General features: G+C 44.6%; 24 protein-coding genes and 1 other annotated feature. Of the genes, 4 read left to right on the top strand and 20 right to left on the bottom strand.

The genetic code is table 11. The annotated features are described in order from the left end of the window. Positions 1-316: 316 nt before the first annotated feature. Positions 317-1,051: a TrmH family RNA methyltransferase gene (locus CYL18_RS13575; protein WP_201741287.1), complete on the bottom strand. Its 735-nt coding sequence runs from the start codon at positions 1,049-1,051 to the stop codon at positions 317-319. 126 nt (positions 1,052-1,177) lie between these two features. On the opposite strand from CYL18_RS13575, the gene sspI reads away from it, so the two are divergent. Further along, positions 1,178-1,387, top strand: a complete 210-nt coding sequence (gene sspI, locus CYL18_RS13570) for a small acid-soluble spore protein SspI (RefSeq protein WP_104850061.1) — start codon at positions 1,178-1,180, stop codon at positions 1,385-1,387. A gap of 40 nt (positions 1,388-1,427) precedes the next feature. On the opposite strand, the gene CYL18_RS13565 is transcribed toward sspI, so the two are convergent. Continuing rightward, positions 1,428-2,516: a M42 family metallopeptidase gene (locus CYL18_RS13565; RefSeq protein ID WP_104850102.1), complete on the bottom strand. Its 1,089-nt coding sequence runs from the start codon at positions 2,514-2,516 to the stop codon at positions 1,428-1,430. 145 nt (positions 2,517-2,661) lie between these two features. Here CYL18_RS13565 and CYL18_RS13560 point away from each other — a divergent pair, with 145 nt between their 5' ends. Continuing rightward, positions 2,662-3,042, top strand: coding sequence for a sigma-w pathway protein ysdB (locus tag CYL18_RS13560; RefSeq protein WP_104850060.1), 381 nt, complete (start codon positions 2,662-2,664; stop codon positions 3,040-3,042). A 135-nt stretch (positions 3,043-3,177) separates the two neighbouring features. Continuing rightward, positions 3,178-3,378 (top strand): hypothetical protein, encoded by a 201-nt coding sequence (locus CYL18_RS13555; protein ID WP_104850059.1) that lies wholly within the window; start codon positions 3,178-3,180, stop codon positions 3,376-3,378. Positions 3,379-3,421: 43 nt separating this feature from the next. On the opposite strand, the gene CYL18_RS13550 is transcribed toward CYL18_RS13555, so the two are convergent. From CYL18_RS13550 to infC, 6 genes are all read right to left on the bottom strand, one after another. Beyond that, on the bottom strand, positions 3,422-4,288 hold the full coding sequence (locus tag CYL18_RS13550; RefSeq protein WP_236636475.1) for an aldose epimerase family protein: 867 nt from the start codon (positions 4,286-4,288) through the stop codon (positions 3,422-3,424). 164 nt (positions 4,289-4,452) lie between these two features. After that, a complete protein-coding gene (locus tag CYL18_RS13545; protein WP_236636474.1) occupies positions 4,453-5,028 on the bottom strand; it encodes a TVP38/TMEM64 family protein in 576 nt (191 codons plus the stop codon). Positions 5,029-5,114: 86 nt separating this feature from the next. Beyond that, positions 5,115-5,372 carry a DUF1294 domain-containing protein gene (locus CYL18_RS13540; protein WP_104850057.1) on the bottom strand — a complete coding sequence of 86 codons (258 nt, stop codon included), beginning with the start codon at positions 5,370-5,372 and terminating at the stop codon, positions 5,115-5,117. Positions 5,373-5,490: 118 nt separating this feature from the next. Beyond that, positions 5,491-5,850, bottom strand: a complete 360-nt coding sequence (gene rplT, locus CYL18_RS13535; protein ID WP_104850056.1) for a 50S ribosomal protein L20 — start codon at positions 5,848-5,850, stop codon at positions 5,491-5,493. A 34-nt stretch (positions 5,851-5,884) separates the two neighbouring features. Beyond that, positions 5,885-6,085 (bottom strand): 50S ribosomal protein L35, encoded by a 201-nt coding sequence (gene rpmI / locus CYL18_RS13530; RefSeq protein ID WP_049669916.1) that lies wholly within the window; start codon positions 6,083-6,085, stop codon positions 5,885-5,887. A gap of 22 nt (positions 6,086-6,107) precedes the next feature. Then, a complete protein-coding gene (gene infC, locus CYL18_RS13525; protein ID WP_104850055.1) occupies positions 6,108-6,611 on the bottom strand; it encodes a translation initiation factor IF-3 in 504 nt (167 codons plus the stop codon). Positions 6,612-6,677: 66 nt separating this feature from the next. Further along, positions 6,678-6,811, bottom strand: a sequence feature (ribosomal protein L20 leader region). Positions 6,812-7,542: 731 nt separating this feature from the next. On the opposite strand from infC, the gene CYL18_RS13520 reads away from it, so the two are divergent. Then, positions 7,543-8,043 carry a kinase gene (locus CYL18_RS13520; RefSeq protein ID WP_104850054.1) on the top strand — a complete coding sequence of 167 codons (501 nt, stop codon included), beginning with the start codon at positions 7,543-7,545 and terminating at the stop codon, positions 8,041-8,043. Positions 8,044-8,343: 300 nt separating this feature from the next. Here the strand turns inward: CYL18_RS13520 and thrS are convergent, their stop codons facing one another. From thrS to polA, 12 genes are all read right to left on the bottom strand, one after another. After that, positions 8,344-10,272: a threonine--tRNA ligase gene (gene thrS, locus CYL18_RS13515; protein ID WP_104850053.1), complete on the bottom strand. Its 1,929-nt coding sequence runs from the start codon at positions 10,270-10,272 to the stop codon at positions 8,344-8,346. 162 nt (positions 10,273-10,434) lie between these two features. Beyond that, positions 10,435-10,563 carry a hypothetical protein gene (locus CYL18_RS19610; protein WP_269089192.1) on the bottom strand — a complete coding sequence of 43 codons (129 nt, stop codon included), beginning with the start codon at positions 10,561-10,563 and terminating at the stop codon, positions 10,435-10,437. An 80-nt stretch (positions 10,564-10,643) separates the two neighbouring features. Continuing rightward, the gene (locus CYL18_RS13510) at positions 10,644-11,495 is read right to left on the bottom strand and encodes a putative sporulation protein YtxC (protein WP_236636478.1); all 852 of its coding nucleotides are present in this window, start codon (positions 11,493-11,495) and stop codon (positions 10,644-10,646) included. Between the two features lie 137 nt (positions 11,496-11,632). Beyond that, complete coding sequence (dnaI, locus tag CYL18_RS13505; RefSeq protein ID WP_104850051.1) at positions 11,633-12,574, bottom strand: primosomal protein DnaI; 942 nt, start codon at positions 12,572-12,574, stop codon at positions 11,633-11,635. Positions 12,575-12,577: 3 nt separating this feature from the next. Continuing rightward, positions 12,578-13,969, bottom strand: coding sequence for a replication initiation and membrane attachment family protein (locus tag CYL18_RS13500; protein ID WP_104850050.1), 1,392 nt, complete (start codon positions 13,967-13,969; stop codon positions 12,578-12,580). Between the two features lie 73 nt (positions 13,970-14,042). Further along, positions 14,043-14,501, bottom strand: a complete 459-nt coding sequence (nrdR, locus tag CYL18_RS13495; protein ID WP_104850049.1) for a transcriptional regulator NrdR — start codon at positions 14,499-14,501, stop codon at positions 14,043-14,045. Positions 14,502-14,647: 146 nt separating this feature from the next. Beyond that, positions 14,648-15,022: an adenosylmethionine decarboxylase gene (gene speD / locus CYL18_RS13490; protein WP_104850048.1), complete on the bottom strand. Its 375-nt coding sequence runs from the start codon at positions 15,020-15,022 to the stop codon at positions 14,648-14,650. Positions 15,023-15,287: 265 nt separating this feature from the next. Continuing rightward, positions 15,288-16,316 (bottom strand): glyceraldehyde-3-phosphate dehydrogenase, encoded by a 1,029-nt coding sequence (locus CYL18_RS13485; protein ID WP_104850047.1) that lies wholly within the window; start codon positions 16,314-16,316, stop codon positions 15,288-15,290. A 174-nt stretch (positions 16,317-16,490) separates the two neighbouring features. Further along, the gene (coaE, locus tag CYL18_RS13480) at positions 16,491-17,084 is read right to left on the bottom strand and encodes a dephospho-CoA kinase (protein WP_104850046.1); all 594 of its coding nucleotides are present in this window, start codon (positions 17,082-17,084) and stop codon (positions 16,491-16,493) included. Positions 17,085-17,103: 19 nt separating this feature from the next. Beyond that, on the bottom strand, positions 17,104-17,742 hold the full coding sequence (gene ytaF, locus CYL18_RS13475) for a sporulation membrane protein YtaF (RefSeq protein ID WP_104850045.1): 639 nt from the start codon (positions 17,740-17,742) through the stop codon (positions 17,104-17,106). 59 nt (positions 17,743-17,801) lie between these two features. After that, positions 17,802-18,632 (bottom strand): DNA-formamidopyrimidine glycosylase, encoded by an 831-nt coding sequence (gene mutM, locus CYL18_RS13470; protein WP_104850044.1) that lies wholly within the window; start codon positions 18,630-18,632, stop codon positions 17,802-17,804. Between the two features lie 24 nt (positions 18,633-18,656). After that, positions 18,657-21,284 carry a DNA polymerase I gene (gene polA / locus CYL18_RS13465; RefSeq protein WP_104850043.1) on the bottom strand — a complete coding sequence of 876 codons (2,628 nt, stop codon included), beginning with the start codon at positions 21,282-21,284 and terminating at the stop codon, positions 18,657-18,659. Positions 21,285-21,302 lie beyond the last annotated feature (18 nt).

Raw genomic sequence — 21,302 nt, 5'->3', positions numbered from 1 at the left:
GTCTCCTAAAAAAGGGACGAGGTTATGAGTCGCGGTACCACCCTTGTTAGCACACCTTAAGAAGGCTGTGCTCGCTTCATTTCATAACGGCTTTTATGCCGGCAAACCTTTACGCTCGCAGCGGTCCCGGTTGCAGCTCCGGAGGTGAATTCATTGCTTCTGGCTTCTAAAAATGCTTTCAGTCCTCGGCATTTTCTCCCTGGTTCAGCCCAATACATGAAACAATTACTTGTTCTCCATCTTCGCTTTTCATCATCAATTTTTATTGTTTCATTATAATCGAATTTCTCGTCCGTTTCAAACCCTCGGCGAAAAATTAATTCTTTAGCCCATACATGAGAATGCCGGCTGCAACAGCCACATTCAAGGATTCACTTTTCCCATAGATGGGAATGTACACATTCTGGTCTGTTTTTTGCAGGAGCTCTGTGCTTACCCCGCTCCCCTCGTTTCCAACAAGGAGGGCAAAACGGTCGGCCCGTTCAATTTCCCGGTAAGGCTTCGCTCCTTGCAGGGCCGTACCCAATACTTTTACCCCACCTGTTTGCAGGCGTTCAATCCAATCTCCGAGATTACCTTTTAGGATAGGAAGATGGAACAGGCTTCCTTGCGTGGAACGGACAACCTTCGGGCTGTACGGGTCTGCACATCCATCTCCCAGGATAACGGCGCTAAAACCAGCCGCATCGGCTGTACGGATCATCGTGCCGATATTTCCAGGGTCCTGCACGCGGTCAATGAGCAGGACTGTCTCGAGGCTCCCCTCCTCAAGTTCAAAGCGAGGCTTATGGCATACGGCAATGATTCCTTGCGGCGTATCTGTATCTGCAAGTGCAGCAAATACCTCATTATGTACCGTGAATAGGTCGGCAAGCTCCACGTCCCATTTCACCGGCAAGTCCGTCCCTTCCTTGAGGATAATATCCTCCACAAGACCGTTCTTAAGCGCCTCCTCTACTAGATGAAAGCCCTCAACAAGAAACTTCCTGCTCTTATCCCGTTCCTTCTTGCCAAGAAGCTTTTTCCATTGCTTCACGCGAGTGTTCTGCATTGATTCAATATATTTCAACTTTCCTTCACCTCTTCATTAACGTTCTTCCATTATAGCCGATTTTGTATACATAGAAACAGCAAAGAATAGCAAAACTACCATCAAGACTACTTTGGAGGAATGAACATGAATCTTAATTTGCGTAATGCCATCATTCATAATGTGACCGGAAACTCCCAGCAAGAGCTCGAAGCAACCATCGTCGATGCCATTCAATCCGGAGAGGAAAAAATGCTACCCGGACTTGGGGTATTATTTGAACTGATTTGGCAGAAAGCTTCAGATGATGAGAAGCATGAGATGCTTGGATTGCTGGAGACGGCATTAAAGCATTGAAAAACGATGATGGAGTTAACACTCCGTCATCGTTTTTTTATTAGCTATATTTAATCTGATCAACTGCTTGACGGTCAAGCCGCTTCACAAGTTCAACGATTAAACAGACCGTATTCTCGAAATCATCCCGATTCAGGATTCCCGCATTAGAGTGAATATAGCGAGTTGGGATCGTGACTGCAATGGAAGGTGCACCAGTTCCTGCGAGGTGGAAGGATCCAGCATCAGTACCGCCGCCAGGGATATGGTCATATTGGTATGGGATGTTCATCTCTTCAGCAACACCCTCAATAAATTCACGCAAGCCTTTATGAGCAACCAAGCTTGCATCATATAAAACAAGCCCTGGACCTTTTCCTGCTTTGGCGATGCCATGCTTTTCGGACAGTCCCGGCGTGTCTGCGGCGATGCCGACGTCAACGGCAATCGCGATATCCGGCTGAACGGCTGCCGCAGCCGTTTTAGCTCCGCGCAAGCCGACTTCCTCTTGCACCGTTCCGACACCATAAAAGATATTAGGGTGCTTTTCATCCTTCAAACGTTTCATGGCCTCAATGGCAATCGCACAGCCGATTCGGTTATCCCAGGCTTTTGCCATCAGCATCTGCGAATTCTTCATGACCGTAAATTCGAAATAAGGCGTGATCATATCGCCTGGGCGGATGCCCCAATCCATCGCTTCCTCACGGCTTGCCGCACCGATATCGATGAACATATCCTTAATATCAGCTGGTTTCTTTCTTGCTTCAGGCGGAAGAACATGCGGGGGAGTTGAGCCGATGATACCCGTAATTTCTTCTCCCTTTGAAGTCGTAACCGTCACGCGCTGGGAGAGCATAACTTGAGACCACCAGCCGCCAATCGTTTGGAAAAAGATGAATCCCTTCTCATCAATGCGTGTAACCATGAATCCGACCTCATCCAAATGTCCTGCCAGCATGATGCGCGGGCCGTTTTCAGCCCCTTTCTTCTCCGCAATCAATGAACCAATTCCATCAAATGTGATCGAATCCGCATAAGGCTCTATCATACGTTTCATCACTTCTCGGGGCTGTGATTCATTGCCCGCAATGCCATTTACATCTGTCAATTCCTTCAGCATTAAGAGTGTTTCATCCATTTTGGTCATGCTCATCATTCCTTCCAATTACTCTTCATATGTATGTTTCTATTTTAGCCTTAACTTATCCTTTAAAAATTAATAACCCTAATGCGAAACCTTTTCCAGCTCTCACTCGTAAAAGACCTAGATGGAAGTGAAAGGAAGTAATCAAATGACACTTATTCTAAAGATGGCAATGATGATTACCATCATCTTTTTCTTATATAGTGGAATCAAGCGATTCCTGAGTCCATGGCGTAAGCTCTATTCCTCCCAAAAGCATCAGCAGTTTTACCTGCTAGATGAGAGACATAATGCACACAAGAACTTCACGCTCACTTATAAAGGTCTTCTATTTGAGGGAGAAAAATATTTACGGGATAAGAATAACCCCGAATCGGTCAGTTCCATTCTTATTTCAACTGCTTCGTCTGCTGATGCGGATTCCCTGACCACAGATGATCTTCTCTATATCGAAGAGCAAGTTAAGCTTCACTATCCAGATGCGGAAATCGAATGGGAAGAGCCCCTCCAAGACCTCTCTGTCAAATAAGCATAAGACTGTTTCCATTATACCGTATCAAGCTGCCAATCCACCCCTATACTGCTCGCATTCTCACCCCTGAAACATTATGCCTGCTAACCTCGTATATAAGGTAGAGGCAAAGTAGAAAGGAGTGGAGTTTGCATGAATACGGATTCTCGACTAAACCGTTTGTTAACTACTTTCTTATTGGTTATATGGTCTATCCTTGGCTTGATGATCATGCTTTCATTTGCAATTCCCTTCGAAAAACCAATTGTTGACTTCATGACATTAACAGGCGCAATCGGCCTCGGACTCTTGTTAGTCATGCTCATAAGCAGAAGAAAAAATGTTATTCATTAAGACTTCGGTGGAATGTTCAGCTGCTTGCGCTCGCGGGCAGCTTTTATTTTGCTGATAACGTGAGGAAGGTCTTCAATCCTTCTCCCGGTTGAATGAACGTCAATTCATCCTTCAAATTGAACTGGCCAGTTTTCGCAAACCATGGTTCCACACAAACAAATTCTTTTCCTTCTTCTGTCCATAAAACCACATAGCGAAACTCAGCCCCATACTCCAATAACACAGACTTAGAGAGTTCCGGCAACGGGAACTCAATACTTTTCTCTTCTGCATCAAGGAGGACCAGGGATTCCTTTTTCCCATTGAGATTGAGACCCTCTTGAAGCGACTTGACTTTACCATCATTATAATCAAGGAAGCTCTTCGCATCCGTCCTGTAGGCCAGATCCTTCTCCGCCGTCTTGAAATACGGATGGAACCCCGGATAGATTGGCATTTCCACATCCGATTCATTCCGATATTCCTGTTCTATTGAAAGCTTCCCATCCTGCAGACGATATGTATAAATGACCTCAAAATCAAATGGATAGGACTTTTTCGTTTCTTCATTGCTTTTTAAGCGAATGGTCATGAATGCTCCATCATTCGTTGCCCCAGTCTCTATAACCTCCCATGGCATATTCCGTGCAAAACCATGGTTCTTCATCGTATAGCTGATTCCTTCCCATTCATACTCCCCATTCTCAAGCTGGCCTGAGATTGGGAATAAAATCGGGATACCGCCTCTCACATTTGCCTCTTCATCCTGGAAGGTCTCATTATTCAAGTAAAGCAACTCCGTACCTTCAACTCCATAGCCAATAATAATGCCGCCGCGCTCAGGAGCAGCCTTCATCCATGCTTTAGCTCTTCTATCAATCAATTCATATACATCATACTGTCCATCTTTATATTGTTTAATTTCATACATCAATAAGCACATCCTTCTCGTTTCAATAAACTGACTTCACAGAAAAATCAGGTCTATCTTCATCTTCCCATACCCGCCAATCCAATTCAAATTCTATTTTGCCAGCGCGGACTGGGAAAATCGCCCAACACAAAAGCCCCGCCGCCATAATAGGCAGCAGGGCTTTAACGCTCTGAATGTGTGAAGAAATGGCTCCATTTGATGACGACTTTTTTCTCACGCATAAAATAGATCAGTCCAGCCAAGGCAACAAGTATAATCAACCCCATCTCGATAGAGAAGCTGGCAATCGAATGACCAAAAATTGTATAAAAGAAGGCAAGCGGAACATTCGTCCATAATGCCGCCTTAGCATATTCCGAGAAACGGCGACTATTGCCCATTAAGTAAAAATTCAACAGCTGAAAATGGATGAACGGAATCAATCGCAGCACACTCGCTTGCAGCACATTGATCCTGCCGCCAAACTTCAGTGTCCTCTCATCTAACCGTTCAAGCTTTTTCTGCAGGGACGGCATTTTGCTGATCATGAAATAAAAGACAACAGATGATAGCCATAAACCCATCAGCGACAAAACCGACCCAAGCAGCGGGCCAAACAGCATCCCCCCGGCGAGGCATACAACAGCCACCGGTATAAATAAAAGCTGGCGAAGCACATGAAACAACACGAACATGATAGGGGCCATATATCCTGCTGATTCAATGAAGGCGAGTAAGATCGTATAGTTTTCTCCCACGGTCACACCTCATTTGGTTGTCTGTCTTGCTGCAAAATCTTGTACCTTCTCTCTTTAATATATGCGAGCACCTGCAAATATGACCTTCAAAAACGGACAAATACGAGCACAGATACATCAAGCAAAGCTAACAGCGGAAAACCAAATCTAAATGAAAGATGCTTCGTCTTGTGCCGGAACAGCTGCATGCCTATCACACCGCCAACCGCTCCTCCAAGAAGCGCCATCACCCACAGCGTTCTTTCACTGATACGGTATTGATTGCGTCTCGCACGTTCCTTATCAACCTTCATCATCACAAGCAGCACAACACTCATTAAAGCTATGTAAATAGTCAACACCATGCATCCCCCTTTATGATGTAATCAGCAGAGCCAATCAGACTTCTTCTAGAAGTCAATGCCCCACTTCATGCCTGAACAAACGAAAGGCGCCTCCATCCGGAAGCGCCTTATCAGACAATTACTTGTTAAGTTCTTTTTTAGCTGTTTCTGCTAATTGAGCGAAAGCTGCTGCATCGCTGATAGCAAGGTCAGCAAGCATTTTGCGGTTCACTTCGATACCAGCAAGCTTCAAACCGTGCATTAAACGGCTGTAAGAAAGACCGTTGATGCGAGCTGCTGCGTTGATACGAGTGATCCAAAGTTTGCGGAAGTCGCGTTTCTTTTGGCGACGATCGCGGAATGCATATTGCAAGGATTTCATTACTTGCTGATTAGCAACTTTGTATAATGTATGTTTTGAACCGAAATAACCTTTAGCTAGCTTTAATACCTTTTTACGACGTCTGCGCGTCACTGTACCGCCTTTAACACGTGGCATATCTAAATTCCTCCTAAAATTGAGTCGTTCTCAATTACTTGATATTATCTAAAAGATGACGAATGCGTTTGAAATCTCCGGAGCTAACCATTCCGCTTTTACGTAGTTTACGTTTTGCTTTAGTGGATTTGTTAGCGAATAAGTGGCTTGTGTAAGCGTGGCTGCGCTTAAGCTTACCAGAACCAGTTTTTTTGAATCGCTTTGCAGCGCCTCTGTGAGTTTTCATTTTTGGCATAGGAATTTTCCTCCTCGAAACATTACTTTTCGTTTTTCGGTGCTAAAATCAAGAACATGCTGCGTCCGTCCATTTTCGGCGCTGTTTCCACAGACGCCACTTCTTTGCATTCCTCTGCAAAGCGAACCAATACGCGCTGTCCGATTTCTTTATGGGTAATAGCCCGTCCTTTAAATCGAATGCTCGCTTTAACCTTATCACCTTTTTCAAGGAACTTAATGGCATTGCGAAGCTTCGTATTAAAGTCATGCTCATCAATCGTTGGGCTTAAACGAACTTCTTTTAAGCTGATTGTCTTTTGATTCTTTCTAGCTTCTTTTTCCTTCTTCTGTTGCTCGAAACGGAACTTACCATAGTCCATGATACGGGCGACAGGAGGCTTTGCATTCGGTGCAACCAGCACAAGATCCAAATTCACACGTGAAGCAATTTCCAAAGCTTCATTGCGAGATTTGATTCCAAGCTGCTCACCATTTTGATCAACTAGACGTACTTCACGGGCACGAATGCCTTCGTTTAAGATCATGTCTTGTTTGCTAATAATAAGCCACCTCCAAAAATTTTAGGGCAAAATAGTTTATATAGCTTTTTTAGGCAATAAAAAAGACCGGTGTACACGCACACCCGCCCATAATAAGACATACTGTCAGATTAGCTAATCGTAACCAGTCAGCTGCTCATCATGAGTGCCATACAGGTGAGAAGCGGGTGCTTCTTCTTAAGTGCTATATTAAATTGCTCACTAAAACATCATAACACATTGCCCAATAACATGTCAATAATCGTTCATCGTTCTTATGACAACAAAAACTATTCTATCAGACAATTATTAGGATGGCAAGATTTTTTTGAGAAACATTTGGGGTGTGTGGTTTTAAACAGGGGGAATTTGGGTAATCATTTTGTTTCTTTTTGGCTGGAACGCTGTCCTGGCAAGCATTTATGGGGCAAGGAGTTTCCTTTATATGGACTGGTATGGCTGGGGGTTGCATGCTTTTCTTATCTTTTGTTCATCTATGATATCTGTCGCTTGGGCAAGGGGTAGGCGGTGCTTGGTTTTCTCCGCCTTTTGACCACTCTATTCCCACACTTCATACCCGTTGCCTGGGTGAAGGGTGGGCATTCTCTGACGATTCCCACCTTTTGCCCACCCTTTCCCCACACTTCATACCCGTTGCATGGGTGAAGGGTGGGCATTGCCTGGCTTTCCCCACCTTTCGACCATCCTTCCCCCACCCTTCATACCCTTTGCTTGGGTGAAGGGAGGGCTTTACCTGGCTTTTTCACGCAGTAACCGCATGGAAAGGATTTTGAATACAAATGTAGAAATATTATAGTGACATCACTAGCTGAGTAAAAAGAAATGAACAAACAGGGGTAGGGAGTGCCATTTAATCCTTACTTATAAAACAACTATAAACTGTCGTCATAAGAGACAAAGAAACGAAGGGGATAAGATGGAGTCAAAATTAATTATCATACGCGGAAATTCAGGGAGCGGTAAAACAACTATCGCAAAAACACTACAGAAACATCTGGGAAGCGGAACCCTCTTTATTTCTCAGGATACCGTCCGACGGGATATGTTGAATATCCATGACAGAAAGGGAAATCTTTCGATTGATTTGATTCGGCAAATTGCAGAATACGGTAAGGGGAAGTGTGAATTTGTTATTTTGGAAGGAATCCTGAGTAAACAGCATTATGGTGAAATGCTTCATGACTTAATTCATTTTTATCATGAAAAAGTGCATATATACTATTTTGATTTGTCATTCGAGGAAACAGTCAAACGCCATAACCTTCGGCCGAAGAGGATGGAATTTGGCGAGGAATCTTTGCGATCTTGGTGGAATCCAAAGGATTATCTTGGGTGGACTCGAGAGGTGTTACTGACGGATGACATGTCACAGGAAGATGTAATGAAGCTGATCATCGATCAACTGCAGAAGATTTAGCTCTATCAGGTCAGAATCACTCGGCAGGAAAGATAAACCAGGGAGTTAGCAGATGAAAAGAAGAAAACTGAGAGAAAACCTATTTGAAGTCCTGTTTGATGTAATATGGGACATCTTCATGTACATACCAAGAATAATCATTCGTTTTATAGGTAACTACCTCTGAGCCGCCAACGCCACATACAATCTTAAAACCAACAGTATCACCACAGTCATCTATCATGCAGAAAGATGTGAATCCCTAACAAAAAAAGGTCCAAATGCCATACGCGCATTTGGACCTTTTCCAGCTGTGTTATCTTATTTCAATTCGCCTTTGATGATTTCAAGGAAGTCTTCAAATGGCATAACCTCTGATTTTTGTTCGCCGTATTTACGGACATTGACTTGACCGTTTTCTTGCTCTTGGTCACCGATGACGAGCATGTACGGAATCTTGAGCATTTGGGCTTCACGGATTTTGTAGCCCATTTTCTCGTCACGAAGGTCCAGTTCTACACGGAGTCCGGCAGCTTGGAGGCCTTCCTCAATTTTCTTCGCATAGTCTAGGTGCACGTCCGGAGATACCGGGATGACTTGTACCTGTACAGGTGCGAGCCATGTTGGGAATGCGCCTTTGTATTCTTCGATCAAGAAGGCAACGAAGCGTTCCATAGTGGATACGACACCGCGGTGGATAACGACCGGACGGTGCTGTTTGCCGTCTTCTCCGACATATGTTAAGTCAAAGCGTTCAGGAAGCAAGAAGTCCAGCTGTACTGTGGAAAGAGTTTCGTCTTTTCCAAGGGCTGTTTTTACTTGAACGTCTAATTTCGGTCCGTAGAATGCCGCTTCGCCTTCTGCTTCATAGTAGTCAAGGCCTAGCTCATCCATTGCCTCTTTCAGCATGGATTGCGCTCTTTCCCACATTGCGTCATCATCGAAATATTTTTCTTTGTCTTGCGGGTCACGGTAAGAAAGACGGAAGGAGTAGTTCTCCATGCCGAAATCTTTGTATACCTCAAGAATCAAGTTCACGACACGCTTGAATTCATCCTTGATTTGGTCAGGACGGACAAATACATGGGCGTCATTCAATGTCATTCCGCGTACGCGCTGCAGTCCTGCAAGGGCTCCGGACATTTCATAGCGGTGCATCATGCCAAGCTCAGCGATACGGATTGGAAGCTCACGATAGCTGTGAATGTCATTTTTGTAAATCATCATGTGATGCGGGCAGTTCATCGGGCGAAGGACTAGCTGCTCATTATCCATATCCATGATTGGGAACATGTTTTCTTGATAATGATCCCAGTGTCCGGATGTTTTGTATAAATCAACGCTTCCCATGATTGGTGTGTATACATGGTCGTAGCCAAGCTTTTGCTCTTTATCGACGATGTAACGTTCGATGACGCGACGGATTGTCGCACCTTTTGGAAGCCATAATGGAAGGCCTTGTCCAATCAATTGGGAGTTCATGAACAGGTCAAGCTCTTTCCCAATCTTACGGTGGTCACGCTCTTTCGCTTCTTGAAGAAGGCGAAGATGCTCATCAAGGTCTGCCTTATTGAAGAAGGCTGTTCCGTATACACGCTGGAGCATTTTATTGTCGCTGTCTCCGCGCCAGTAAGCGCCAGCGATGTTCAGCAATTTGAATTCCTTGATCTTGCCTGTAGACGGTACGTGCACGCCGCGGCATAAATCGAAGAATTCTCCTTGCTCATAGATTGTCACTGTCTCATCTTCAGGAATAGCGTCAATCAATTCAAGCTTGTACTCATCGCCAATTTCTTCGAAAAGTCGTTTCGCTTCATTGCGGCTGACTTCCTTACGCACAACTTCAAGGTTTGCATTGATGATTTTTTTCATTTCTTTCTCAATCACTGGAAGGTCTTCCGGTGTGATGGACTCCTCAAGATCCATATCGTAATAGAATCCGCCTTCAATCACAGGACCTACCCCGAATTTCACGTCTTTGTAGATTCTTTTCACGGCTTGTGCCATTAAATGCGCCGTACTGTGGCGAAGGATTTCCAATGCTTCCGGCTGATCTGGTGTAATGATTTCGACAGAAGCATCTTCCATGATTGGTCTGCGCAGGTCATAAAGGGCACCATTCACTTTGCCGGCAAGCGCCTTTTTCTTTAAGCCTGAACTGATGGAGGAAGCGATTTGTTCAGTTGTTGTACCAGCGTCGAACTCCTTTACCGCCCCGTCTGGAAATGTAATGTTGATTTTCTCGGCCATGTCTGCCACTCCTTTTTTTTGCAAAATAAAAAGCCCGCCCCTCAAAATATATTAAGGGACGAGCTGTTATGGATTTATTCATAATACCCGCGGTTCCACCCAAATTCCGGCATAAATAGCCGACACTTAGTTTCTGTTAACGGAGTCTCCCGTCAGCCAATACTAGCCTTTCAAAAGCGTTCCTGACTGAAGTTCAAAGGTGGTAAGCATTTCAGTATGCGAGGAAGCTTCCAGCCCAATGGCTTCCCTCTCTAATACGCCTACATTCGATAATGCCCATGTCCTTATCATAACTTATCTTCTATATGAGGTTTGGTATGTAGGTAATTATAAAAGCTTACGAGGACAAAAGCAAGGAGGTTGAATAAAATTTATCTTGTCTCTCCCCCATTCAATCGATCAGCAAAATGATTTGGGTGGGCAATGATGATTCGCTCCTCAAAAATTTTTTTCAGCGTACGAATAATTCTGATTTCCTCATCCTCGGCATAAATAAAGATTTTCCGCGGTGCCATGGAAACGAGCGGTGCAATGGTATTCGAATCAACGAACATCGGGTTTTCCGCCATTAGCTTCCGATCAATGGCATTGGCGAGATTACGCTTTGAGATCAATTGAAAATGCTGATTATAAAAGAAAAACTCATCCTTATATACGAGATGGACCTCCTCCAATAACGGTCGCCTTACCTCAAGCAGACCGCGCAGAAGGAATATAAACTCCTGATAATCCTGTTCAAGCTTATATTCATCAATCGCAATCCCAACTAGTGATACAAATTCATCCTGAATGGCACGCATCCGAAAACTCCATAAGGATTGAAAGGAGAATGGGACTTGTTCAGAGACGATTTCCTTAAATAAACCAGAAACTCTATTTCTTAATTTCTCAGGAAGATCGTTCGCACCGTGGTAAACAACCTCTCCCTCCCACATCAGCATGGCCATTTCCGCAATATGCTCTACCTCATCCTCGTCTTGAAATAAATAGCGATTCTGGATGATTTCCCTGATTTTCTTTTCCAAATGATAGGAAGAGAAGAAGGAATATAGGAATTCTATCAATGCAAGGCAGGCTGCCTGATCCCGATTCGGTTCAAGGCGGAAGGAGATGAACTTTTGTCCATCGTTCTCGGCTGGACAGACTGCCTGTTGGATGATTGGATGACTGTTCTGCATGCGAACATGCCAGCAGGCCTGTTCTTCCCGTGAATCAAAATGCACCGTGAGCAACCAAATCCCTCCAGACTTAACGAAACTTTATAATCCATGTATATGGGACAACGCATTCCTTTAGAATGACAGGTTCAAATTATAGGAATGAAAAAAAGAAGCCGCCCCATGCGGGCAGCTTCATTAATCTATTCTCTTCGGTTCTTGCCGTCCATCTCTACCGGCATTGTCAAGTTGCGGAACCGTTCCATGATTCGTTTTCCCTTCACTCGTTCCTCTTCTCCTCTTTGTGTATACGAGAAGTGGTGCTCAAGTTCCTTCCAATTAAAGTTGGAGGTAAAGAAGGTTGGCAGATTCTCATGCATCCTATATTGCAGGATTGGCCCCAGCACATCATCTCGCGACCAGGCACTCATCGTTTCTGCACCAATATCATCAATCATTAAGACTGGCACCTCTTTAAGGGCGTCTATTTTTTGGTTAAAGGTGTTTTCAGCAAACGACCCTTTCAGCTCACGGAGAAATTCCGGCCAGTACACGATATGAGAGGAAATGCCGTCCTCGGATAGCCCATTGGCAATGGCGCCAAGCAGATACGTTTTTCCAACCCCAAATTCACCGTATAAATAAAGCCCTTTATTGCGAATGCCTTTTTTGTAATTATCCACGAAGTTCTTTGCCTTCTCAATCGCTTCAATCCTTGCTTCAGTTACATGTTCATCAATATATAAATTAGCGAAAGTGGCATTAACAATTTCCTTAGGCACATGGCTCGCATGAATCAGCCTGCGCATGCGGCTTTTCTCCTCATGTAGGATTTTCTTGCGGCATGGCTCATAGGACACGTCAATTCTCTTTCCTTGGATGAACAAGCGTGGAACATGACCGCCAATTATATTCCGGCAGCTATCAAGTGATGGACATTCATCACATGTTTTTGTTTGCGTGGCATACTCATACAATTTGTTCATACTCTTTTCGACCATGTCGTTGGTCAGTTCGTCCTCATGCTCGCGGATAAAGGCTCGTACCTCCGGGTTGCTCAAGACGAGATTTCGCATTTCATCCCATCGTTTCTGAAATCCCTCACGATTCCCAAGCTTGTTCAAAGAGTCCTGTATATTTCTCACCGCTTACTCACCTCCTGATTGAGAGTTGCCTTGTATTTGTTCTTTCAATCTCCGTGCTCTCTCAGCGATATCCTCTGTCTGAGCGACCGGTTCTTTCTTCTTGCTGTCATCCATCCACTCCGGAATCATTTCTTTCCTGCCGGATGAAGCCGTACGGCGATTCGATGATTTCGTGTTCTTATTCTGTTTGTCATCGGCCCATTTTTGGTATTTCTTATGCTCGCTCTTAGCTGTTTCATAGGCTTCCCGTACAGTTGTGATCTTTTTGCGAGCCCAATGGGAAGCGATTGTCTCCACATAGCTCGCCTGCAGCTTCATATCAGAACGAAGCATCACATAATGGAGAAGCACATTGACGACACCAGGCGGCAGCTTCTGATTGACCATGACCTTTTCGACAAGGGCAAGGTCCTTCTCAGATGGGAGCGCCCCCTCAGACAAGCTAACGAGAAACTCAAGAGGCGAGGTTGTTTCAAATGTATAGAGCAAATGCTCCTCTGGCGTTTTCGGTTCAAAGATTGTCCGCTCAAACTCCGGCTGTACACGCTCGATGATTGCTGGCATCTCCTCACCGTGGTTAATCAGGAACAATTCACGAGCGCATTTGCGAAGTTCAGCTATATCAATCTCTTCATGTTCATTCTGGCAGCGTAATATGAGCTTGCTCATATCCATGACCCCAATCTTATACAGATAAGCCAACGTCGCCACTGCCTCCATGACCGCTGGAGTAAAGGCTTTACGTGAAATGAAGCTGCTCTTTAAGGAAGCAAATAATAACTCGAAATCAAATTGCTCGATGAAATTAGCACTGTACCCTTGTGTTTCCTTAGAGAAGAACTGATTTTGTCCTAATCGCTTTGGCTCGACCACTTCTTTTGGGTTCTTGAATTCCGTTTCAAATACATCAGTAAATGAGTGGGTCACATCCTCATAATCATCGGGAATCTTTTTATCAGAAAACATACCCAATAGCCTTTCATAATGCCGGCTGTCCAGCTTTTGCTGAAGGTAGATCGGCAATAGATCATCATGGAAAAACTTCTCCGGCGTAAGCGGAGCCATGATTTCATAGATGAAGACATTCCCTTCCTCAGTCGACTTCTTATATGTTTTCAACAAACCAATGCCCTCGAGTCTCCTCCGGCATTGATAAATCTCATCAAGAGGCATCCCAAGCACATCCATCAGCCAGCGGTGTGTGGTCTGCTTTGAATACATCAAACCGGTGGTCACCTCGTTGATGAAGGTCAAATATAGCGAGATGGAAAGACCGCCAATCAATGGCTGGTATAAGTATTGGATGACCTTATGGTCCATCTCTGATAATTTGTCCTTATATAGGACAACATATCGGTCTTTTGGGTTTACGAACATCCAGGAATATTGCATCATGTTTACAAACCTTTCGCCTACAAGAAGTGATAATGGCAAAAAAGAGCTAAAGAAAACTGCCTTCAGCTCTGTTTTAATCTTCTTTTTTTATTAATTCCTTTAATTCCTTAATAAATACGTTAATATCCTTAAACTGGCGATAAACAGAAGCAAACCTTACATAGGCCACTTCATCCACCTCTGCAAGACGGTCCATGACCATCTCTCCTATATGATCACTCTTCACTTCAGAGATGCCTTGGTTCCGCAATCCCTTCTCAACCTCTGTCGTGATTTCCTCCAGTTCTTTTAGGGCAACATGGCGTTTCTCACAAGCCTTGATTAATCCGCGGAGGATTTTCTCACGGCTGAATTCTTCACGGGCTCCGTCTTTCTTCACCACAATCAGCGGAATCTCTTCCACCTTCTCAAAAGTAGTGAAACGGTAACCGCACGATTCACATTCTCTTCTCCTGCGTATGGAACGCCCCTCATCAGCAGGCCGGGAATCGAGCACTCTTGTCCCGTTATGTTGGCAAGTTGGACATATCATTCAATTAGCACCGTCCCTTTCTTTATAGTTCTATCTTATAGAAACAAGCCCATTTGGACAAGTATTTGTTTAAAAAGACGATTCTCTTGGTCCATCGTCAAAAAAAGGATGCGATTTTTATCGGCATCCTCTTTGAATATAGAAATTTACATAGCCTGAATCCTTCTTACAGCCACCGGGCCCATCCCCCTTGGAATCTCAAAGGTTTCTTTCGTTTGAGCATTCAAGGCATCAGCGATGTAGTTGGCTGCGACGTTCGGATCAAGGTTGCCGCAAGTATATACATCAATGCTTGCATAACCGTGCTCCGGAAAACTATGAATCGTTAAATGCGATTCAGAAATGATGACGACTCCACTGACTCCCTGCGGAGCAAATTTATGAAAGGCAACCTCTCTTACTTCCGCTCCCGACCTGAGTGCAGCATCCACAAAAATTCGTTCGATTTTATTCATATCGTTCAACTTTGTTAAATCACAGCCCCATAATTCCGAAATGACATGACGACCAATAGTTTTCACATTTAATTCCCCCTTCAAGCATTTAAACGAATTTGATATCTTCGTTTCTGGCCGCAACTGCCACGGGGGAAAGTTAGTCCTGAGAGGTCCTAACCCTTTAAGCAGCCAATGCCAGGATATGAAGTTTACGGTTTTTAGTATATAATTTTTACCTAGTATTTGCAACATGACCTTCCCATTTTATACAATTTATCCCATATTAAATTCACCAAATAATAAAGCCGCTCCCCTCTACATTCGGGAACGGCTCTCTCTATATGGCCTTTCAGCTTACTTTCACTTCTTCCTTCACGAGCAAACGCGCCACATGATTAACGAGGTCCACTACTCTGCAGGAGTAGCCCCATTCGTTATCATACCAGGCCAGCACCTTTACCTTCTGTTCGCCTATGACCATAGTCGAGAGGCTGTCAATGATGGTGGAGTGCGGATTGGTTGTGAAATCAATGGAAACAAGCGGCTCATCACAAACCTCCATAATACCGGACAACTTTCCGTTTGCAGCACTCGTCAATGCGCGGTTAACATCATCGGCTGTAACCGGTGTCTTCAAGTCAACAACCAAATCCACAAGTGAGACATTCGGTGTCGGCACGCGGAGCGCCGTACCGTGCAGCTTGCCGTTTAATTGCGGCAGGACGAGTGACAATGCCTTTGCTGCGCCGGTTGTTGTCGGGATAATACTTTGACCGCAAGCTCGTGCTCTGCGCAGGTCTTTATGCGGATTATCGATATTATTCTGATCATTCGTATAGGCATGGATAGTTGTCATTAAGCCATTTTCAATGCCAAACTGCTCATCAAGCACCTTAGCTAGCGGAGCCAGGCAATTCGTCGTGCACGAGGCGTTTGAAATAACGAAATGATTAGCAATATCCAATTGTTCTTCATTAACGCCCATGACAATTGTGACATCCTCATTTGTTCCAGGTGCAGTGAGGACAACTCTCTTTGCTCCGGCGGTCAAATGAAGGGATGCTTTATCCCTATGATTGAATTTGCCAGTCGCTTCAATCACGATATCGATATCAAGGCTTTTCCATGGCAAGGCTTCTGGATTTCGATTATTTAACAGCAAAACCTTCTTTCCATCCACAACTAAATGATCCCCATGTGGAACGACTTCCCCATCAAATCGTCCATGAGTGGTATCATACTTTATTAAATGCGCTAATGTTTCCGCAGGATAGCTGGCATTAATCGCTACAATTTCCAGATTATCTTCCTTAATGGCCTTTCGGAAGACCATTCTTCCAATTCGACCAAATCCATTGATTGCAACTCTAGCCTTCATTCCATTTCCCCCTAATATGAGTTATACAATTAACCAAAAATCATATAAATAGTATAACACATTAAGAGGAATACTGCATAGTTCGAACACCTATTTTTGGCAATAAAACGATAAATGGTTAATAGCACTAAAAATGGCCACCCCTGATTATCAGGAGCAGCCTTTTCTCTATCTCTATTTAAATTGTTTCATAATTTCTTTTACCTGTTCAATTGTTTCAGAAACCGGTCCATTATTATCAATAATATAGTCTGCCAATTTCCGTTTATCATCGATTGGCATTTGAGCACGAATCCGAGCCAAGGCGTCCGCTTCGCTGTAACCGTCTCTATCCATAAGCCTCTTTAATTGGGTCTCCATCGAAACATAGACAAGAATAGTCTCTTCCACCATATGAGTGAGCTTGCTCTCAAACAGCAAAGGAATGTCCATAATAACAATGGACGTCCCCTCGAGAAATGCGCGCTCCGTTTCCTGCCTCATCCACTCCCTTACCGCCGGATGGACAATTGCATTTAACGTTTGGCGTTTCTCATCATCCGAGAAGATGATGGCCCCAAGCTTCTTTCGATTAAGCGTCCCGTCCTCAAGGAGAATATCACGCCCAAAAGCTTCCGTAATTTCCCGTAGAGCCGGCATGCCTGGTTCAACAACCTTCCTGGCCGCGACATCTGCATCAACGACAGGGTAGCCTTGCGAGATAAGCCAGTTTGAAACCGTACTTTTCCCGCTGGCGATTCCTCCTGTCAGTCCGATTATTTTCTTCATATATTACCGTTTCCCCTGTCTAAAATAGTTTACTGATTCCGAGTGCGATTAAAACAATTCCAGGTACAAAGGACAATACCTTTGAGAAGAATGAATCATTTAAGTATTTGCCGGCCTGAAGACCAACCTTCATAAAGACAGCGCTCATGATGAAGCTGAGCAATACGACACCGGTAAGCGGATAGTTGAGAATACCGGCTCCAATTCCTGCACCGAACCCATCAAGGGAAAGGGCAAAGCCCAAAAAGCAGGCTTCAAGACCTGTTATCGTGCCGGAACGGTCAAAGTCAGCGCTGAGCGGCTTCTTCAAGATATGGATCACAAGACCAATTGACTTAATCTCCAGCTGAAACAACGTCCGTTCGTCCACATTCAAGTACACATCATCATTTTGCTTTAAATTGCTAGTAGTCGTCCAAATGCCTAATGAAATGAGTATAAGCCCTCCTAGCACACCTGCCCATGATTCTGCCATGAAGTGTTCACTCGCAGAACCTGTAAACATTCCAATTGCAAAACTCAAAGCCGAACAAGCGGCAATGATCATAATCGACCTTATAGGAATGGCTACATTCCGGATACCATAGGTCATTCCGACACCACAGCTGTCAAGGCTAACTGCCATAGCGAGTAAGAGTATTGAAGCCAAGTGCTCCATTGACAGGGACTCCTTTCAACAATCAATACCCTACTATATGACAGGAGCCTATCTTTGGTTCATCTTCGTTTCTGACAGGAAGGACAGTAGACGGTTCCTCTGCCACCGACGGTAATTCTCTCCATGATTGTGCCGCATGTCTTACAGGGCTGCCCCTTCCTGGAATAAGCAAATAATTCAAGCTGGAACATACCAATCTGTCCCTGGGAGTTTACGTAAGAACGAATCGTGCTGCCGCCTTTTTCAATGGCTTCAGCAAGTGTCGTCTTAATCGCCGCATACAAACGCTGGATTTCCTCTTTATCCAAGGAGGAAGCAGGTCGCTCCGGATGAATGCCCGCATGAAACAAGGCCTCATCCACATATATATTTCCAAGCCCTGCAAGCAGGCGCTGATCCAAGAGGACCGTCTTAATGAAGCGATGCGTCTTTTTAAGTCCTGCCTCCAAATGCTCCGGAGTGAATTCATCAGAAAATGGTTCAGGCCCTACCTTCGACAATGGCAGAACATCCTGCTCCGTTCCTTTCGGGTACAAATGCATTGTGCCGAACTTGCGTACGTCCCTGTACCTAAGCTCCGTCCCATCTGTGAATTTGAATATGACATGAGTATGCTTATCCATCTCTTCACTCTTGTCGAAAAGCCCATACTTACCTTCCATCCTCAAATGAGAGACAAGGCTGTAATCATCTAGATAAAAGATGAGAAACTTGCCGCGACGGCCGATTTCCTGAATGGTCTGTCCCTTAAGGAAGAGACGGAATAATTCAGTATCATCCGGTTCCTTAATGATTTTGCCCCATCGCACTTCCACATCCTCTATTGTCTTGCCTAGCACCATGACCTCTAGCGTTCGCCTAATCGTTTCTACTTCTGGTAATTCAGGCAAATAAATACCCCCTTATGCCGCTCTCTATTTTGCATCGTACCATGTGTTGCCAAATGAATAATCCACCTTGAGCGGAACACTCAATTTAATGGCATTCTCCATTTCCTCCGGTACAATTTTCTTTAAGATGTCTATTTCTTCCTTTGGCGCTTCAAAAATCAATTCATCATGCACTTGCAGTAATAGCTTCGCTTTCAAATTCTCTCTCTTCAGCCGATCGCTCATGTGAATCATCGCCAATTTAATAATGTCAGCGGCACTGCCCTGTATTGGCGTGTTCATGGCTGTCCGTTCTGCAAAACCGCGGACATTGAAATTCCGGTTATTGATTTCAGGGATATATCGGCGGCGGTGCAGAAGGGTCGTGACATAGCCGCGCTCCTTCGCGTCCTCGATTATATCCTTCATGTAACGCTGGACGCCCGGATAGCTATCTAAATAACGGTCAATGAATGTGCCCGCTTCCTTACGCGTAATATTGAGATTTTGCGATAATCCATAATCACTGATGCCATATACAATCCCAAAGTTGACCGCTTTTGCTTGACGCCTCATTATGGACGTCACTTCCTCTTCTGTTACATGGAAGACGTCCATCGCTGTTTTTGTATGGATGTCCATATCTGCCTTGAATGCATTGATTAAGTTCTCGTCATCTGCAATATGGGCAAGGACACGCAGCTCGATTTGGGAATAGTCAGCAGCAAAGATGACCCAATCTTCCACTGATGGCACAAACGCCTGACGGATTTTCTTGCCTTCTTCCAGACGGATAGGAATGTTCTGCAAATTGGGGTCAGTCGAGCTGAGACGTCCCGTTTGCGTTAACGCTTGATTGAAGCGCGTATGAACCTTTCCATCCTCATGGATGACCTTCAATAACCCTTCAATATAGGTGGATTGTAGCTTGCCCAGCTGGCGATAAATCAGGATTTCGCGGATGATTTCATGCTTGTTCTCAAGCTTCTCCAGGATATCCGCTGATGTGGAATAACCTGTTTTCGTCTTCTTGATTACCGGCAGACCCAATCGTTCAAAAAGGATGACACCTAATTGCTTCGGTGAGTTGATGTTAAACCTCTCACCAGCGAGGTCATAAATTTTCGCCTCAATATCAGCAAGCCTCGCCGCCAGCTCGCCGCCCATTTCCTTCAATCTCTCCTTGTCCACCTTGACTCCGGTAATCTCCATCTCTGCCAGGATGATGGCGAGAGGCAATTCCAAATCCATCAACAAGGATAATTGCGCATTCGCAATTAACTGACTTTCAATACTCGCTTTGATTAAGCCCATCGCATGAGCCTTGCGTGCAATATGCTCACCGCAAACCTCCGGACTTGGGATTTTACGTTTCGCTCCTTTTCCATATACATGCTCATCCGTTTGGATATGACCTGCATTATGCTTTTTCGCAAGATCGGCCATATCGACTTCCGGCTCAGCAGGGTTAAGCACATAGGAAGCAAGGAAAAGGTCAAAGCTGGCACCTTTCAGCTCAATCCCCTCTCGATGCAGGGCAACAGTCGTTTTCTTTACATCATGCACCGTTTTCTTCATGTCAGGATTTCCTGCCCACTCCTTAAACACATCAGACTCGACAGCCTTATCCTTCTCGATAAAGAAAGTTCCCTTCGCATTTGAGATGGCCAGTCCAATGATAGGCGCAGTATGATAATTATCCTCCAGGATTTCTACATACAGCGCTGTATCATCAGTGAATAGCTCAGGTGTAATCTCCTTGACGAATGTATAGTCAATCTCCTCTAGCACCTCATTTTCCTGAGCCTTAACCGGATCCATCTTCTCGATTAAGGTTGCAAAGCCAAGCTCCTTATAAATGGCAAGCAGCTTTTCTTGATCAGGTCCTGTGTAATCGACTTCCTCAAGGCTGACTTCGATTGGCGCCTTTGTTTCAATGGTCGCCAGCTGTTTAGAGAGGATGGCCTGCTCTTTATATTCTTCAATTTTTTCCTTTAATTTCTTGCCGCTCACCTTATCAGGCGACTCAACAACCGCCTCCACAGTTCCGAATTGATGCAGAAGCTTAAGGGCTGTCTTCTCTCCAACACCAGGAATTCCAGGGATATTATCAGAGGAATCGCCCATCAAGCCCTTCAGGTCGATGATTTGCTCAGGCGTCAAATCATACTTCTCTCGAATATGCTGAGGTGTGTAATCCTCCATGTCAGTGATTCCTTTACGCGTAATTCGAACTGTCGTTTTCTCTGAAGCCAGCTGCGTCAAATCCTTGTCTCCAGATATGACCGTGACCTCGTATCCGTCTCCCTCTGCGAGCACGGCGAGTGTGCCGATAATGTCATCTGCTTCATAATTCGTCAATTCATAGCGGGAAATACCATAGGCATCCAGCAATTCGCGTATGAATGGGAATTGCTCGGACAGCTCAGGCGGCGTCTTTTGACGGCCTCCCTTATATTCTGCGAACGTGCTGTGGCGAAATGTTGTCTTACCCGCATCAAAGGCCACCAGCATATGGGTCGGCTTTTCCTCTTCCATAATTTTATTCAGCATCATCGCAAAGCCGTATATGGCATTTGTATGTACACCCTTATCATTATTGAGCAAAGGCAATGCGAAAAATGCTCGGTAGGCAATGCTATTGCCATCTATTAAGACGATTCTTTTATCCATGCTTTCCTCCCATTTGAG

The organism is Pradoshia eiseniae, from assembly GCF_002946355.1.
Taxonomy (GTDB): domain Bacteria; phylum Bacillota; class Bacilli; order Bacillales; family Pradoshiaceae; genus Pradoshia; species Pradoshia eiseniae.
Note: the sequence above shows the minus strand (reverse complement) of the source record. Positions and strands in the feature narration are given on the sequence as shown.

Excerpts from the sequence above, each read along its gene's own strand:
- rpmI (WP_049669916.1), bottom strand. The coding sequence starts at position 6,085 with ATGCCAAAAATGAAAACTCACAGAGGCGCTGCAAAGCGATTCAAAAAA.
- CYL18_RS13520 (WP_104850054.1), top strand. The coding sequence starts at position 7,543 with ATGGAGTCAAAATTAATTATCATACGCGGAAATTCAGGGAGCGGTAAA.
- CYL18_RS19610 (WP_269089192.1), bottom strand. The coding sequence starts at position 10,563 with ATGATAAGGACATGGGCATTATCGAATGTAGGCGTATTAGAGAGGGAA.
- infC (WP_104850055.1), bottom strand. The coding sequence starts at position 6,611 with ATGATCTTAAACGAAGGCATTCGTGCCCGTGAAGTACGTCTAGTTGAT.
- CYL18_RS13575 (WP_201741287.1), bottom strand. The coding sequence starts at position 1,051 with ATGCAGAACACTCGCGTGAAGCAATGGAAAAAGCTTCTTGGCAAGAAG.
- CYL18_RS13540 (WP_104850057.1), bottom strand. The coding sequence starts at position 5,372 with ATGGTGTTGACTATTTACATAGCTTTAATGAGTGTTGTGCTGCTTGTG.
- CYL18_RS13485 (WP_104850047.1), bottom strand. The coding sequence starts at position 16,316 with ATGAAGGCTAGAGTTGCAATCAATGGATTTGGTCGAATTGGAAGAATG.
- CYL18_RS13555 (WP_104850059.1), top strand. The coding sequence starts at position 3,178 with ATGAATACGGATTCTCGACTAAACCGTTTGTTAACTACTTTCTTATTG.
- polA (WP_104850043.1), bottom strand. The coding sequence starts at position 21,284 with ATGGATAAAAGAATCGTCTTAATAGATGGCAATAGCATTGCCTACCGA.
- ytaF (WP_104850045.1), bottom strand. The coding sequence starts at position 17,742 with ATGGAGCACTTGGCTTCAATACTCTTACTCGCTATGGCAGTTAGCCTT.
- rplT (WP_104850056.1), bottom strand. The coding sequence starts at position 5,850 with ATGCCACGTGTTAAAGGCGGTACAGTGACGCGCAGACGTCGTAAAAAG.
- thrS (WP_104850053.1), bottom strand. The coding sequence starts at position 10,272 with ATGGCCGAGAAAATCAACATTACATTTCCAGACGGGGCGGTAAAGGAG.
- CYL18_RS13565 (WP_104850102.1), bottom strand. The coding sequence starts at position 2,516 with ATGACCAAAATGGATGAAACACTCTTAATGCTGAAGGAATTGACAGAT.
- nrdR (WP_104850049.1), bottom strand. The coding sequence starts at position 14,501 with ATGATATGTCCAACTTGCCAACATAACGGGACAAGAGTGCTCGATTCC.
- coaE (WP_104850046.1), bottom strand. The coding sequence starts at position 17,084 with ATGAAGAAAATAATCGGACTGACAGGAGGAATCGCCAGCGGGAAAAGT.
- CYL18_RS13560 (WP_104850060.1), top strand. The coding sequence starts at position 2,662 with ATGACACTTATTCTAAAGATGGCAATGATGATTACCATCATCTTTTTC.
- sspI (WP_104850061.1), top strand. The coding sequence starts at position 1,178 with ATGAATCTTAATTTGCGTAATGCCATCATTCATAATGTGACCGGAAAC.
- CYL18_RS13550 (WP_236636475.1), bottom strand. The coding sequence starts at position 4,288 with ATGTATGAAATTAAACAATATAAAGATGGACAGTATGATGTATATGAA.
- CYL18_RS13500 (WP_104850050.1), bottom strand. The coding sequence starts at position 13,969 with ATGATGCAATATTCCTGGATGTTCGTAAACCCAAAAGACCGATATGTT.